Genomic DNA, 15,859 nt, shown 5'->3' with positions numbered 1-15,859 from the left:
GTGAGCCCACATTCCTCTCGCATGGGCTAACCTAAGAGGCGCTGAAGTCAATGCACCGTGATCCAAAAAACGATGAGGGTGACTATGAAGAAGTCCTTTTATGCCCTGCTTGCTCTGGCGGGGCTCGCGACGAATCCGGCGCTGGCACAAGATGCCGAGAGCCTTTTTCAGAACAAGGCCTGTGCTGCGTGCCACGCCACTGACGTGCAGTTGGTAGGCCCTGCATTTACCGATGTTGCAAAGGAATACTCGGACCAGGATGACGCGGTAGGGATTCTCGTGGATAGCATCATGAATGGCAGCACGGGGAAGTGGGGCCAACTGCCCATGCCACCCAACAACGTCACCGAAGAGGAGGCGACCGCCCTCGCCGAGTGGGTACTCGAGCAGGGCTGAGATTCCTACCTACTGGGGCCCCGCTGTAGCCGGGGCTCCGGCTTCATCGCTCGCTAAGGTTTTATTGATGAATAATGAAATAACACTCTCTCTGGAGGATGCCGAGTCATTGAGCATGCAGGTGCTTATGGCTCATGGTTTTAACCAGTCGCATGCAGCGGCCATCACGCGAAGCGTGGTTGCTGCCCAGCGGGACGAATGTCACTCCCACGGCCTGTATCGATTGATCAGTTGTGTAGAAACAGCACGCAATGGGGGAGTCGACACCCAGGCTGAGCCTGAGGTAACGGATCAGGCACCCAGTGTGGTTCGTGTCGATGCCAAGCAAGGCTCATCCTTGCTGGCGTTCGAACGGGGCAAACCCCTATTGATCGAAAAGGCGAATCGTTGCGGGATTGCACTCCTGGCCATAAACCGGAGCTTTCACTTTTCGGCGCTCTGGCAAGAAGTCGAAGCATTATCCGAGGTGGGGCTGGTGGGTATTGCCGTGACACCCAGCCATGCCTTCGTGGCTCCAGCCGGTGGGCATTCCCCTTTATTGGGTACCAACCCCATGGCCTTTTCATGGCCGAGGCCCGGCAAGCCACCCTACACCTTCGATTTCGCGACCAGCGTGGTTGCTCGGGGTGAAATCGAACTTCACCGGCGCGCTGGAAAGTCGATCCCGAATACGTGGGCACTCGATAGCTCGGGGCAACCGACCACTGACCCGACGGAAGCGCTCGAGGGAGCCATGTTGCCTTTCGGTGGCTACAAGGGCTCAGCCTTGTCCACCATGATAGAGCTGTTGGCGGGGCCTTTAATCGGGGACTTGCTAGGGCATGAAACGCAAGCCGCTTCCCCGGATCATGACGGCAAGCCTCATCATGGCGAGTTCATTGTCGCGATCTCGCCACACGCTTTGCTAGGTCAGGATGCGGCACACCACCTGACACACGCCGAACGCTTGTTCGAAGGCATCGAGTCGCAAGGCGCTCGGCTTCCTTCGCAGCGCCGCTTCGCAGCGCGGGAGCGAAGCAGGATCGACGGGGTGACCCTGCCACGTGCGCTTTATGATGAACTCGCCGAGCTGGCTTCCGCCAAACCTACCTCGTCGTGAACGCCTTTTCTCAATGCTGACACGCTGGCTCTGGTAAGGTGGAGATTGACTTGCGCCCTGCAGCGGTCGTTTGTAGGGCCAAGGCATCGAATACCGCCTTGACTGGAATCTCTCGTGTCCTCCAATCCCCCCTGGAATAATATCGCCGCTCAACTCTTTCATGGCGAAAGCGAGTTGGACCGGCTCTGTCGCGAAAAAGAGTGGTCATCCACCCCATTGGGGGCCATTTCCGATTGGTCTCCCTGCCTGCGAACTGCCGCAAGCCTGGTCACCGCCTCGCCTTCGCCGATGATCCTGCTGTGGGGCCCCGAACTCGTCCAGATCTATAATGACGGCTATCGAGAAGTCATGGGGGACAAGCATCCAATTGGGTTAGGGCAGCCGACACGTGAATGCTGGCCCGAAGTATGGGAATTCAATGCCCCGATTTTCGAACAGGTTAGAAATCGTGCTTCGTTGACCTTCGAGAATCAGCGGCTTGTCCTTGAGCGCCATGGCTTCCCGGAAGAAGCCTTCTTCACTCTCGCCTTTTCTCCCGTCATTGCCAATGACGGCCAGGTCGGCGGTGTCCTGGCGACTGTCGCCGAGACGACCGAAACCATCTGGCGGGATCAGGTAGAGCAGGCGCGTCGCGATAGCGAAGCACGCTATCGTCTGATTGGTCGTGCTACCAACGATATCATCTGGGATTGGAATCTCCTCACTAACAGAGTCGATTGGAACGAGGCCGTATTGACCCAACTCGGCTGTACTCCAGAAGAGCTCGGGCCCACCGTAAAAGGCTGGTACTGCAATATTCACCCTGAAGATCGTCAGCGAGTCGTCAATAGTATCCACACGGCCATCGAAGGGGGGGCAGATACTTGGCGTGGCGAGTATCGCTTTCGCAGAAGCGATGGGAGCTACGCCACCTTCCTGGACCGAGGCTATATCGCGCGCGATGACGAGGGCAGGGCTTACCGCATGATTGGCTCCATGCTGGACTTGACCGAACGCCGACGCATGGAGGAAGCCGTACGCACCAGTCAGGAACGGCTAGCGCGCGTGTTGGAAATCGAGACGGTAGGCGTACTGTTCTTTAACCTCGATAGTCATTTTATCGATGCCAACGATGCCTTTTTGCGCATAGCGGGGGTATCGCGGGCAGATATTGTCAACGGTGAGATGAAATCTTCCGATCTGACCCTCCCCGAGTGGATGCCGCAGACCATGAAAGTGTTCGACGAGCTGAGAGAAACCGGGCGTTTTTCACCCTACGAGAAAGAGCTGATCAGGCCGGATGGCTCGCGCTGGTGGGGCTTGTTCACCGGGGCCAAGATCGGCCCCAATGAATGTGTCGAGTTCGTCGTGGATGTCACGGCCCAGCGAAATGCCGAACAGGCTCGGCACGAAAGTGAAGCACGCTTTCGGACGCTCGCCGACCTGGTACCCGACCTTTTATGGCGAGCCGCCCCCGATGGCACCCGTACCTGGGGGAATCGTCGCTGGAGCGAATACACCGGTCTCGATATAGAAGCCTCGTTCGGCTATGGCTGGGCCGAGGTACTTCATCCCGAAGACAGGGACAACGTGCTGGACGCCTACCGGCATGCCATTGCGGCGGGCCAACCCCTGCGGCAGGAACATCGTGTATGCCGCCGGGACGGGGCCTATCGCTGGTTCCTGGTCGAAGCCGTGCCTATACACGATAAGCATGGGCGTATCACCCAATGGTTCGGCGCTGCCACGGATATTCACGAGCAACACATCACTAGGGAACGCCTTGAAGAACTGGTCGAGGCACGTACTCAGTCGTTGGCGGCCAGTGAGGAGCGCTTCCGCCTGTTGGTAACGACATCGGCTCAGATTATCTGGAGTACGGATCCTCAGGGACGGATTGCTGAAGATTCGCCTTCCTGGCGTGCCTATACGGGGCAGGGCCGGGAGGAGTGGTTGCAGAACGGCTGGGATGCGCTGATCCATCCCGATGACCGTCCCAGAACGATCAAGGCATGGCTCGATTCGGTGGCCTCGGGTACTACCCACCTGGATGAATTCCGTCTATGGCATGCCCCGACTCGAGCCTGGCGATGGGTGGCGCTGCACGGTATCCCTTTGCGTAACGACGAGAATCGGGTGGTGGGCTGGTTCGGCAGCAATACCGACATCGAAGAGCGTAAGCGTGCCGAGGCTGAAGTGCGTCACATGGCCTATCGACTCACCATGGCGGAACAAGAAGAGCGCCGGCGAGTCTCGCAGATTCTGCATGATGATCTTCAGCAATTGCTTTATGGCCTGCAATTCAAGTTGCGCATGGTCAGTGGCAAGTTACTTCGCTCTGCGTATCCCGACTTGGCCAGGGCTGTCGAGGAGACCCAGGCCTTGCTGGGCCAGGCCGTGGATACGACACGCCAGCTCACGGTGGACCTGAGCCCACCCATCCTCAAGTCGGAAGGGTTATTGGAAGCCTTGGAGTGGCTACAGCGTCAGATGCTCGAGCTGCATGGGCTCGAAGTCCAACTGGGGGCCGACCAGGTGCTTGCACCGCTGAAGGAGGATTTGCGCGTTCTGCTGTTCCAGATCGTGCGTGAACTGCTTTTCAACGTGAAGAAGCATGCCGGGACCACAGTGGCTTACGTCGAACTCAGACAGGAAGGGCAAATCCTGACAATACAGGTCGAGGACAGAGGGTATGGCGCAAACCCGATGGCTTTGGAAGGCGACCAGGCGTCAGGGACGGGCTTCGGCCTTGCGAACGTTCGTGAGCGGCTTCGTCAGATTGGGGGGCGAATGATCGTCGATGCTGAGCAAGGGCGGGGGACGCGAGTGATTATACAGGCGCCTAGACAGGCCCATTGGGCGCTATGATGAGCTCGTTGTAAGATATTTCTTACATATGAATCAGCAAGCTCGTACGTCGCTTGATAATCCAGGTTAAATAAGCTGCCGCTTCGCTGTGTCAAAGTACTTCCCGTGAGCAAGGAGCGGTCCAAAGGAACCCGAGCAAGGATGCTCGACGTACCAAGGATGCACGAGCAGGATGCTCGTGGGTGCTTAGCAGGACGCTAGCGCGAAGCAGCGCCAAGAAGCCCGGCCTTTAGGCCGGGCTTCTTTTACAACGGCTCAAAACCTACCCAATTTTTTCCTGTGTTTATCCCTCTGTTATCTGGCGATTTCTTGCCAGACATAGCCAATCTCTTACACGTATTAACGGCTTTATCCTACACGCCGGCATAACCTGGGTTATCAGGCTCAGCGCCATGGGCATGAGACAGTGCCGTTGTCGCGCAAGGACGTGCACAGGAAAGCGGTGCCAGGACGGTACCCAGCATCCCAGGGAGGCGCGAACAGGACGTTCGTGAGGAGTGCAAGGACAGCGTCAATAGAAGGCTCGCCCTGACGGGGCGGGCCTTCTTCTATTATAGGAAGTCCCCGCTACCACCTAGCGCTTCGTTCAGCTCGCTGATTAGGAAGACCTCTTCGGCATGCTTGGCAGCACCCTCGTAATCCGGAAAGAGTGTCGCGGCTGAATAGCCATGGCGGTCGCATTCCCGCAGCAGCTCCGGGACGTGACGGACAGACAGATGATGCCGCGTCAGGAATTGACTGGACTCCGCATGCTCCTCGAGACGCAAGCTAGGCACCTTGACCCCTTTAGGGACCGTGAAGATACCTCGTTGAGCAGGTAGGTGAGCGCTTACACTGCCTGGGGCGCGCTGTATTTCGAACTTGCTTCGGAAGCGTTTCGATTCATCGATATTCAGTTCCCAGACGGTCAACTTGCGAGCCAAGGTATCTTCTCGAGGGTGGCGCGCCCAACGTCTTAGTGCTGAGGCCGCGGCGAAGTAAGCGGCCACTAGCGGTGCGGTGGTCCAATCCAGTAGTCGAGTCGGTACCCCATGGTGTTGCGCCTGGGCGAGCAGGGAGAGCATCTCGTTACTGTTGCCCGGCCATTGTGTCGTTCCCGGCGCTGAATTCTCTTCCTTGTCGATGAGTTCAGGATCGTCGAGATAGTTGCGTAGTTTTTCCCCATCGCCGGATACCTTGAGCCCTGCCTTGTCACACGCATCGACATACATGACCAGAAAGCGATTTTCCAAGGGAATCGCGCTTTCCCGGGCGGAGCCGCATTGTCGATTGCGATATCGGTATCGGGGGTTGCGAACGATGGAGGGTTCCAGGTGCCAGGTTGAGTCTCCATGCCCTCGATAGGCTCTGGCGGTCGAAGTGCTGGCGACGAGCGCACCCAGCAAGCTGTCCACCGAGGTGTGGTCCCTATCCCTTGGCCCCGTCCCGTTCGTTGTAGCCTCTTCCATGTGGCTATTCCTCACTGCTTGCCTGCCGGGTGTGACAGCAGATCCTTAATGCTCGACGTTGAAGACGCGCTTCAGGTAACGGACATAACTCTCATCACGTGATGTCGTTTTTCCGGGCTCGTCGGATATCTTCGCGACCGGCTGGCCGTTGCACGAGACCATCTTGATGACGATATTCATGGGCGTGACGCCTGGTACATCGCAAGTCAGGTTGGTGCCGATGCCGTAGCTGGTGCGTATCCGCCCCTCAAGAGCCGCCTTGATCTCCATGCATTTGTCGAAATTGAGCGAGTCGCTGAAAATCAGCGTCTTGGTCTTGGGATCGATATCCAGGCGCTTGTAGTGCCGAATGCATTTCTCTCCGAAAACGATCGGATCGCCACTATCGTGGCGCAGCCCATCGAACAGCTTGGCAAAGTACAGGTCGAAATCATTGAGGAAGGCGTCGAGGGTAATGGTGTCCGTCAGGGCGATCCCCAGGTCGCCACGATATTCCTGAACCCATGCCTCCAGCGCGGCACGCTGGCTGTCGACCAGCCGGCTTCCAAGCTGCTGATGGGCCATGACCCATTCATGCGCCATGGTCCCCATGGGGCAGAGCCCCTGACGTCGGGCAATATCCACATTGCTGGTTCCCACGAAATCGCCGGGGAACGACTCTTCCAGCACTTCGACGATGGCTTCCTGCACCGGCTGCGACAGGCGCCGGCGCGTCCCGAAGTCCGCCAGTTTGAATCCGGCCAATTGCTCCTGGGAGTAGTTTCGCTTCAATCCGTCGAGCTTGGTTCTCAGTTGGTCGACGGCCTGGTCGACGGTGACCCACGGGTACAGGGTGCGATTGCGGATCTCGCTGATGATGGCCAGGATCACGATCTCGAACAGGATACTGTGTGACCAGGGACCATCGATAAGGATACGAAGGTCCGGCCCTTCCATGCGCACGTCGACATATTCGGGACGAAAGCGAAACAGCTCCAGAAAGCGAATGAAGTCGGGTGACATGTATGAAAAATTGCTGAGGTAGGTCGACTCTTCACTACTCAGGCGCAAGGTATTGAGCAAGTCGATCTGCTCGCGTATCTCCCCGATATACGGTTCGAGATCCTCAGCATTGCGCGAACGAAACTCCCAGCTCACGCTGGCGTTGGGATACTTGTGATGCACGCCCTGCATCATGGTGAGCTTGTACCAATCGGTATCCAGGAGTGACGTGATGATGCGTTCCTGGTCGCGGTAGGCTGATGTCATGTGCGCCGTTCCCTATGCGATTATCGAGTCGTGGGTAAACCCACGGTAATAACCGTCATGTTGCGGCTTTCGGCGCCCGACGCCAACCCCCACGCCACAGACCCGGTCAAGCAGGGCAACGGCGACCGGGGAATGACTGGTTGCGGCTCTCTGCGTATGTCACGGGGCGGTAGAGCCGCTTGCGCCGTCAGCCCCACTGGGCATGACCATGACCCACGCCTTGGCAGCCGCCTTGTCTTGAGTGGCGAACGCACGTACCTCAGGAGAGCTAAGCAGGCGAGACTCGAGTTCCGTGACAGGGCGTACCCAACTGCGGTCGCTGACGACCGCGACGCGGTAGTAGTGGTTCAGATCGCCGAGTTGGCTCAATCCATACCCGAAATCGCGAAGCAAGGCCGTAGCGGTCATCCAACGCATGTCATCGATCTCCGCATACACACTGATGCGTGAATGCAGTTTCTTGACGGCTTCGATGGCGTCGATACCCTGTTGCAGGTCGTTGACATCGACCCGGCCACTCGCCCTGAAAGCCACGACATGGGGCGCATCCGAGGGAAGCAGTTCGATCATGTACGGTTCTCCGGTCTTTGCTGGGGTAAGGCGAAAGGGCATGGGGCTACTTGCTTGAGCATAGCAGCCCCATGCCATACGGCCTCCCGCTAAGAGGGCGGCGTCGCTTCCTGTCGCTGTTGCAACTGCTGCTCCTCGTGGGCCAGGCGGCGCTTGACGTCCCCGGGCGAGCCGGTATGGCGGGCCAGGAGATCATAGGCCACAGGAACCACGAACAGGGTGAACAGCGTGGCGGCGGCCACCCCGCATAGGATCACCGTCCCCAGCACCAGTCGCGTCTCGGCACCGGCGCCGCTCGAAACGATCAAGGGAATCGCACCGGCCATGGTGGTGACGGCAGTCATCAGGATGGGGCGCAAGCGGGTCACCGAGGCCTCGATCAACGCATCGTGAAACGCCCGGCCTTCGTCGCGCAATTGGTTGGCAAATTCCACGATCAAAATCCCGTTCTTGGCCGCGAGCCCCACCAGCATGACCAGCCCCACTTGGCTGTAGATATTGAGCGACTGTCCCGAGAGGTAGAGTCCCAGCAAGGCACCGCTCATCGCCAGCGGTACCGTGAGCATGATCACGAAGGGGTGCACGAAACTTTCGAATTGTGCCGCGAGCACCATGAACACCACCAGGGCGCCGAGCACCAGCAGGAATGTCGAAGCGCCGCTGGCTTCCTGATAATCGCGTGAGGCGCCGGCAACATCCGTCTGGGCCTCAGGAGGCAGGATGTCTGCAGCGGTCTGCTCCAGGTAGGTCAGTGCCTCGCCCAGCGGATACCCGTCCGCGAGGTTGGCTTCCAGCGTGATCGAGCGGATACGGTTGAAACGATTGAGGGTACTGGGCCCGGCGAAGTCGGTCAGGGTGACCAGACTGGCCAGAGGTATCAGCTCGCCACTGCGCGCCGAGCGCACCTGAATATTATCCAGCGAGCGGGGGCTGCGCTGCGCCTCGCGATCGCCCTCGACAATCACCTCATATTCCTCGCCGTCATCGACGTAGCGGGTCACGCTGCGCCCGCCAAGCAAGGTTTCCAGGGTCCGGCCGATTTCGGTCACGGTGACCCCCAGCGCCGAGGCACGTTGATAGTCGATATCCACCCGCAGTTGGGGTTGGGTTTCCCGGTAATCGCTATCGAGCCCGGTAAGCCGGGGATTGTTGTCGCGAATGTGATCCATCATCGCATCGCGCCACGTTGCCAGCTGTTCGTACGTCCCGCCGCCGAGTACGAACTGCACCGGTTTCTGGACGCGCTGACCGAAGCCCTGCCGCATCACCGGGAAGGCACTCACCCCGGGCAGGCTACCCAGCCTCTCCCGCACGTCATCCATGATTTCCCAAGCCGAGCGCCGGGTTCCCCATTCGGTCAGGTTGACGATGGCGAAGCCATTGTTGAAGTTTTCGATATTTCCATAGCCGCGAGGCGCACGGACCACGACGCGCTCCACCTCACCGGCCTCGATCAATGGGGTAAGCCGGGCTTCGATCTCGTCCATGTAGTCCATGACGTAGTCATAAGTCGCTCCCTCCGGACCGTTGACTAGAATGAAAAAATTGCCGCGATCCTCCTGCGGTGTGTATTCGTTGGGAAGCTGGTTGGCAAGCCAGGCCGTGGCGCCGACCATGCCCAGGAAGAGTGCCACTACCAGCCAGCGCAGCTTGAGCACGCCCAGCAAGAGGTGCCGGTATATGCGCTGGCTGAAATCCAGCAGCGCCTGGACACCTTGTGCAAGACGCCCTTCGTTCATGCGCGGACTAAGAATCTTCGAGGCCATCATCGGCGTCAGGGAGAGCGCCAATAGACTGGAAATGGCCACCGCAGCCGCCAGCGTCAAGGCGAACTCCGAAAACAGACGGCCGATATCGCCCTGCAGGAAGCTCAGTGGCAAGAAGACCGCGATCAACACCAGGGTGGTAGCGATGACCGCAAAGGCAATCTGTCGTGTACCGTAGAAAGCGGCCACCAATGGCGATTCGCCATACTCATGCATGCGCCGGTTGATGTTCTCGAGTACCACGATGGCATCGTCGACGATGAGGCCGATGGCAAGCACCAGGGCCAGCAGGGTCAGCAGGTTGATCGAGAAGCCGAAGGCCGCCAGGGCGATAAAGGCGCCCACCAGGGCGATAGGTACTGTCACGGCAGGGACCAAGGTGGTGCGAAAGTTGCCCAGGAACATGAAGATCACCAGCACCACCAATCCCATGGCGATGAACAGCGTTGACACTACCTGACCGATGGCGCCGGAAACGAAGATCGATGAATCGAAATTGAGCCGCAGCTCCATGCCGTCGGGCAGCGTCGGTTGTACACGCTCCATCTCGGCAATGACTCCGTCGGAGAGCGACATCACATTGGCCGTGGACTGCTTCATCATGCCCAGGCCGACCATGGGAACGCCATTGGCGCGAAACATCGAGCGGTTCTCGACCGCGCCGATCTCGACCTGTGCCACATCGCCGAGACGCACCACCGTGCCGTCGCTCCCCTGGGCCAGGGCCAGCGAATTGAACTGGTCCGGCGTAGCGAAGCTGCGCGGCAGCCGTACGATGAACTGGCGTTCTTTTGACTCGATCGAGCCCCCAGGTAACTCGACGTTCTCGCTGCGCAAGGCATCTTCGACGTCGCCGACCGTCAGGTTGCGGGCCGCCAGGGCATTGCGATCGATCCAGATGCGCATCGCGTAGTCGAGCCCGCCACCCACGCGCACCCGCGCGACCCCCGGCTGAACGGAAAAGCGATCCACCAGGTAGCGATTGGCATAGTCGGTGAGCTCGGCCATGGTGTAGTCCTCGCCGGACAGGCTTAGCCACAGCACCACGTCTTCGCTACTATCCGCCTTCTGTACTTCGGGGGGATCGGCCTCGTCGGGCAGGTTGCGCAGCGCCCCCGAAATACGATCACGAATGTCGTTGGCGGCAGCATCGATATCCATGGCCAGCGAGAATTCGACGTCGATACGCGACCGGCCGTCTTCGCTGGACGAGGTGATCAATTCGATGCCTTCGACCCCGGCGATGCGGTCTTCAAGCACCTGGGTAATGCGCGATTCCACGACGCTGGCAGACGCCCCGGGGTAACGCGTATCGATGCTGACCACCGGCGGGTCGATCGAGGGGTATTCCTGCAAGGGAAGCCGCTGCAAGGCCAGAAGGCCAAATGCGACGATCAGCGCGGCGATGACCGTGGCCAGCACCGGGCGTTGAACGGAAATGTCAGACAGGCGCATCAGCTTTCGCCCTCGGCACCGTCCGCGTCTTGCAAACCCCGGTGACGCTGAAGAATGTCGGAAATCTCGGACTCATCGCCAGCGATGCCCAGCACATCGACAGGGCTTCCGTCACGCGCCCGCTGCAAGCCATGGCGTACCAGCAGTTCACCGCCCTCGAGGCCTTCAAGGATTTCCGCCTCGCCGGAGCGCCGCTCGCCCACCTTCACTTCACGCCGTTCGAGCTGATGATCGTCCTGCTCATTGATCAGGAACACAGAATGGCGCTCTCCGCTGGGTACCAGCGAGGCCTCCGGCACGACCAGGGCATCGCGCGGTTGGCGCTGCAGGATGACCTCCATCAGCATACCGGGACGTAGACGGCGCTCAGCGTTGGGCAATACGGCGCGTACCGAAACACTGCGCGTTACAGGATCCACGCGGGTACCGACCGTGGCTATCTCGCCTTCAAAGGTGTCATCAGGGTAGGCGGGGGTGCGTGCCGTCAGTGTCAGGCCCGGCCGCAGCGAGGCGAGGTTCACTTCGGGTACGCTGAAATCGAGCTTGACCACATCCAGCTTATCCAGCGTCAGCAGATCCATGCCTGGCGTCACCAGCGTGCCGGTGCTGATATCGCGTAGCCCGACAATGCCGTCGAACGGGGCGCGAATGCGGTGGCTGGCGATCCGGGCCTCAAGTGCCTCGACCTCCGCCTCGACCCGACGCAACTGGGCCCGGCTATCCTCGACATCGGCACGTGAACCCAGATTGCGCTGTTGCAACTGTGAGGAGCGCTCGACTGCGTTGCGACGTTCGTCCGCCTGGGCCTGTGCCGCACGCAGCTGGGCCTGTTCCTCTGCATCCTGCAGGCGAATCAGCAGCTGTCCGGCCTCGACGGCTTCGCCATCGCTGAAGTTCAGCTCGGCGACGATCTCGGTCACGGTAGAGGAAATCGTCACGCTTTCATCGGCTCTCAGCGTGCCCAGCGCCTCCAGGGGATCCGACCATCGGGTCGCTTCCACGTAGCTGGCAATGACCGGCAAGCGGTCAGATTGGGCATGCGACGTGAGCGGCACGAGCAGGGCGATCGTTAGAAGCGGGCAGAGGGCTCGCCGCATGAAGCACAGGACGTGGGTCATGGGATCTCTTGTCGTTAACGGATGGGGCGTGTGACGGCCTGTTGATGTCGTTGTCATAGGCTACCGTCCATGCACAGCCCCAATGTGGTAAAAACGCGTAAATTTGCCTATACAAAAACTATACATTACAGGTGTGCACTGCACAGCTATTCAATAGGATGTGCCAAGCAAGGGGTCGCCATCGGGTCGCTCTGTTAAGATGGCCCGCCAACGCCTATTTCAGTGGTATCTGCATGACCCAGACCGACGTGGTGGTGATCGGCGCCGGTGCCGCCGGCTTGATGTGTGCCCTGACCGCAGGCTATGCCGGTCGACGGGTGCTCCTGATCGATCATGCCAACAAGCCCGGCAAGAAGATCCTCATGTCGGGAGGCGGGCGCTGCAACTTCACCAACCTTGCCACGACGCCGGCGAATTTCTTCTCGGCCAATCCCGGTTTCTGTATCTCTGCACTGAAGCGCTATCGTCCCGAGCACTTCGTCGAGCTTGTCGAGCGCCATGGCGTCGATTACGTCGAAAAAGCCCCAGGGCAGCTTTTTTGCAGCGAGTCGGCTCGTGACATCGTTCAATTATTGCTCACCGAATGCGAGTGGGCGTTGGTCGAGATCGCCTTGAAGACCTCGATCACATCTGTAGAAAGACGTGGCGATGGCATGCGTTTGCAGACCTCGTTGGGCTGTATCGATGCCGGTGCGGTTGTTGTGGCCACGGGTGGGCTATCGATTCCCACCATGGGGGCCACCGGTTTCGGATACGACCTTGCGCGCCAGTTCGGACTCAACGTCACCGAGACCCGAGCGGCCTTGGTGCCATTTACCCTGACCTCGCAATGGAAGGAGCGTGCGGCTGGGCTCGCCGGGGTGGCCTGCGACGTCGGGGTCAGCGTCATTCGCGATGGCACACGGCTCGGCCCGGGGCGGGATCGCCGATATCTCGAACCCATGCTGTTCACCCATCGCGGCTTCTCCGGCCCCGGTATGCTGCAGATATCCAGTTACTGGCAGCCCGGTGATGAATTGGAAATCGATCTCCTTCCCGGGGAGCCGATAGGTGAGGCCTTGGCACAGGCCCGCACGGCGACACCCAAACGGCGGCTCTCCACCTGGTTGGGAGAACGCCTGCCCAAGCGGCTGGCAAGCGCCCTGACCGAATGGCATGGCGAGGATCCGGCATTGGCCGAACTCTCCAATGCGCTTATCGAGGCCTGGTCTCATCGGTTGGGGCAGTGGCGGCTCAAACCGGCCGGGACCGAAGGCTGGCGTACCGCCGAAGTGACCCTGGGGGGCGTCGACACGCAGGCGATTTCTTCGAAGACGTTCGAGGTCGACGGGCTACCGCAACTTCGTTTCATCGGCGAGGTGCTGGATGTCACCGGTGAGCTTGGCGGTTATAATTTTCAATGGGCCTGGGCTTCCGGAGTGGCGTGTGGCCAGTCGCTCTAAGGCTTGACCTCAGGCTGTAACGGAGCGGGCAGAGAGGCGTTAACAAGAGGTAACCAGAGTGCCGCCGGGGCAATGCTACGCTCAAGGTAGGCCGGTACATAGGGGTACCGTGCCGCCTTACAGGAGTGAATCATGCCCCCTCTCGCCTCCCTCGCCGAGAGTGAAACTCTCGATAGCCAGCACACCAAGGAGTGGCTTCGCTGCTACCAGCGCATACGTGCCGCCTCGGAAGCCTTGTGTGAACCGCTACACACCGAGGATTACGTAATCCAGAGTATGGATGACGTCAGCCCGCCCAAATGGCATCTCGCGCACATCAGCTGGTTTTTCGAAGCCTTCATTCTTACCCCCTTCCAGCCCTCGTATCGCACGCTCGATCCGGCCTACGATTTTCTCTTCAATTCCTATTACGAAACGCACGGCACCCCGTTTCCTCGGCCGAGTCGCGGTACGCTTTCCCGACCCACCGTAGCGGATGTGTACCGATATCGGGCGCACATCGATAGCGCCATGGTCGAGCTATTGAAGAACCCGCCTGCCGAGCATGTCGAGGAGATAGTACGTCGGTTGGAGCTGGGACTGCATCACGAGCAGCAGCATCAGGAACTGCTTGTCATGGATATCAAGCACATCCTGGCCCAGAACCCGCTGCATCCAGTGTATCGGGACGATCTGGCACCGGCGGCTGACGTCGATCCCGGGCCGTTGTCGTGGCTGGAATATCCAGCAGGGGTGCGTCGCATCGGGCATCGTGCCAGCGCAGGATTCGCCTATGACAATGAATCGCCCGAGCATCGCGAATTTGTCGAGGCGTTCATGATGGCGAGCCGCCCGGTCACTAATGGCGAGTTCCTGGCCTTCATGGATGACGGCGGTTACGAGCGCTCCGAGCTCTGGCTTTCAGATGGCTGGGCACAGGTCCAGCAGGCAGGGTGGGAGGCGCCTCTGTACTGGGTCAGGCGTGATGGAATCTGGCATTACATGACTTTGGCGGGGCTGGTGCCGGTCGATAAGAATGCCCCCGTGGTACATGTGAGCTTCTACGAGGCGGAAGCCTATGCGCAGTGGGCGGGAGCGCGTCTGCCCACTGAAATGGAATGGGAAACGGTGGCTCAGGCTACCGAGATCAGGGGCAACTTCGTCGAGGACGATCACCTGCAACCGGTGGCTGCACCGGCAAGGGAAGGCGAGGCCTCGCAGCTGTTCGGCGATGTGTGGGAGTGGACCGGTAGCGCCTATCGGCCGTATCCCGGATTTCGCACCTTGCCTGGCACCCTGGGTGAATATAATGGCAAGTTCATGTCAGGCCAGATGGTCCTGCGTGGCGGGTGCTGTGCTACCCCATCGGACCATATCCGGCATACCTACCGAAATTTCTTTCCGCCCCATGCTCGCTGGGCCTTTTCGGGAATTCGCCTAGCCAAGGAGGTTCAGGCATGAATTCGGCCGTTTCGTTTCATGATAACCACCCAGCCTCGACCGATGGATCGATTTATGACGAATTGCTCGAGGGGCTGACAGCCACACCTAAATGGGTCTCGCCCAAGTTCTTCTACGACCGCCGGGGCTCGGAACTCTTCGATCAGATTTGTCAGCAACCTGAATACTACCCAACCCGTACCGAGGAGGGGATCCTCAAGGATTGGGCCGGTGATATTGCCCGGGCCGTTGGTCCAGACGCCACCTTGATCGAGCTTGGCAGTGGGGTGAGTCGCAAGATCCGCTTGTTGCTTGAGGCGTTGCACCCGGCCAGCTATGTCGGTATCGACATCTCACGAGACTTCCTGCTCGACAGTACCCGGCAGTTGGCCGATGACTACCCTTGGCTGGAAGTGCACGCAGCCTGTGCCGACTTCTCCCGTCCCGTGACCTTGCCCCAGTCCGTTGTCGGGCCGCACCCCGTGGCTTTCTTTCCGGGCTCGAGCATCGGTAACTTCTCGCCTGACGACGCTCGTGATTTCCTGCTCGGACTGGGCACGTTATTACCCGAAGGCAGTGGCTTATTGGTCGGTGTCGATCTGATCAAACCCAGGCCGATACTCGATGCCGCTTATAACGATGCTGCCGGGTTCACCGCTGCCTTCAATCTCAATCTCCTGATGAGACTCCGTGACGAGTTCGGGGCCGATGTCGATCCCGCTCGGTTTTCGCACCAGGCTTTCTACAATGAGGCGCAGTCGCGCATCGAGATGCATCTGGTCAGTCGCTGCGACCAGACAATGACCCTGGCAGGACATAGTGTGACCTTCGCGGCAGGGGAGACGCTGCACACGGAAAGTTCGTACAAGTACAGCGTGGAAGGATTTCAGCAATTGGCGAATGAAGCGGGTTTCGTTTCGCGTGCCTTATGGACCGACCCGGACAACCTCTTCAGTCTCCACTACCTGGAACGGGAAGTTTGATTCAAGCCTTGAGAAGCTTTTGCAGCGGCAGTGTGGCCTATCACTGAGGCAACAAGTCTTAGCGTCAC

11 protein-coding genes are annotated in these 15,859 nt (G+C 59.5%); 6 read left to right on the top strand and 5 right to left on the bottom strand.

Annotated elements, in window-relative coordinates; translation table 11 throughout:
* The first annotated feature begins 84 nt into the window (after positions 1–84).
* From JH15_RS03880 to JH15_RS03870, 3 genes are all read left to right on the top strand, one after another.
* On the top strand, positions 85–396 hold the full coding sequence (locus JH15_RS03880) for a c-type cytochrome (protein WP_043527197.1): 312 nt from the start codon (positions 85–87) through the stop codon (positions 394–396).
* Between the two features lie 67 nt (positions 397–463).
* Positions 464–1,495 (top strand): Ldh family oxidoreductase, encoded by a 1,032-nt coding sequence (locus JH15_RS03875; RefSeq protein ID WP_043527195.1) that lies wholly within the window; start codon positions 464–466, stop codon positions 1,493–1,495.
* A 114-nt stretch (positions 1,496–1,609) separates the two neighbouring features.
* Positions 1,610–4,342, top strand: a complete 2,733-nt coding sequence (locus tag JH15_RS03870; RefSeq protein WP_043527193.1) for a PAS domain-containing sensor histidine kinase — start codon at positions 1,610–1,612, stop codon at positions 4,340–4,342.
* Between the two features lie 551 nt (positions 4,343–4,893).
* Here JH15_RS03870 and JH15_RS03865 read toward each other — a convergent pair.
* The 5 genes from JH15_RS03865 to JH15_RS03845 all read right to left on the bottom strand — a co-directional run bounded on the left by JH15_RS03865 (position 4,894) and on the right by JH15_RS03845 (position 11,947).
* The gene (locus tag JH15_RS03865) at positions 4,894–5,790 is read right to left on the bottom strand and encodes an FRG domain-containing protein (RefSeq protein ID WP_081948862.1); all 897 of its coding nucleotides are present in this window, start codon (positions 5,788–5,790) and stop codon (positions 4,894–4,896) included.
* 45 nt (positions 5,791–5,835) lie between these two features.
* Positions 5,836–7,038 carry a nicotinate phosphoribosyltransferase gene (gene pncB / locus JH15_RS03860; protein ID WP_043527187.1) on the bottom strand — a complete coding sequence of 401 codons (1,203 nt, stop codon included), beginning with the start codon at positions 7,036–7,038 and terminating at the stop codon, positions 5,836–5,838.
* A 159-nt stretch (positions 7,039–7,197) separates the two neighbouring features.
* The gene (locus JH15_RS03855; protein ID WP_052383881.1) at positions 7,198–7,608 is read right to left on the bottom strand and encodes a SpoIIAA family protein; all 411 of its coding nucleotides are present in this window, start codon (positions 7,606–7,608) and stop codon (positions 7,198–7,200) included.
* A gap of 89 nt (positions 7,609–7,697) precedes the next feature.
* Positions 7,698–10,829 (bottom strand): efflux RND transporter permease subunit, encoded by a 3,132-nt coding sequence (locus tag JH15_RS03850; RefSeq protein WP_043527183.1) that lies wholly within the window; start codon positions 10,827–10,829, stop codon positions 7,698–7,700.
* Positions 10,829–11,947: an efflux RND transporter periplasmic adaptor subunit gene (locus JH15_RS03845; protein WP_052383880.1), complete on the bottom strand. Its 1,119-nt coding sequence runs from the start codon at positions 11,945–11,947 to the stop codon at positions 10,829–10,831. Before JH15_RS03845 ends, JH15_RS03850 begins: the two co-directional genes overlap by 1 nt.
* A 233-nt stretch (positions 11,948–12,180) precedes the next feature.
* Here JH15_RS03845 and JH15_RS03840 point away from each other — a divergent pair, with 233 nt between their 5' ends.
* The 3 genes from JH15_RS03840 (at position 12,181) to egtD (ending at position 15,791) form a co-directional block, all read left to right on the top strand.
* The gene (locus JH15_RS03840; protein ID WP_043527180.1) at positions 12,181–13,389 is read left to right on the top strand and encodes a BaiN/RdsA family NAD(P)/FAD-dependent oxidoreductase; all 1,209 of its coding nucleotides are present in this window, start codon (positions 12,181–12,183) and stop codon (positions 13,387–13,389) included.
* 132 nt (positions 13,390–13,521) lie between these two features.
* The gene (gene egtB, locus JH15_RS03835; RefSeq protein ID WP_043527177.1) at positions 13,522–14,829 is read left to right on the top strand and encodes an ergothioneine biosynthesis protein EgtB; all 1,308 of its coding nucleotides are present in this window, start codon (positions 13,522–13,524) and stop codon (positions 14,827–14,829) included.
* Positions 14,826–15,791: an L-histidine N(alpha)-methyltransferase gene (gene egtD, locus JH15_RS03830; RefSeq protein WP_043527174.1), complete on the top strand. Its 966-nt coding sequence runs from the start codon at positions 14,826–14,828 to the stop codon at positions 15,789–15,791. Before egtB ends, egtD begins: the two co-directional genes overlap by 4 nt.
* Positions 15,792–15,859: the final 68 nt, after the last annotated feature.

The sequence above is a fragment of the Litchfieldella xinjiangensis genome, assembly GCF_000759345.1.
Lineage (GTDB): Bacteria > Pseudomonadota > Gammaproteobacteria > Pseudomonadales > Halomonadaceae > Litchfieldella_A > Litchfieldella_A xinjiangensis.
The sequence above is the reverse complement of the archived record's forward strand: the minus strand, read 5'-3'. Positions and strand labels throughout refer to the sequence as shown.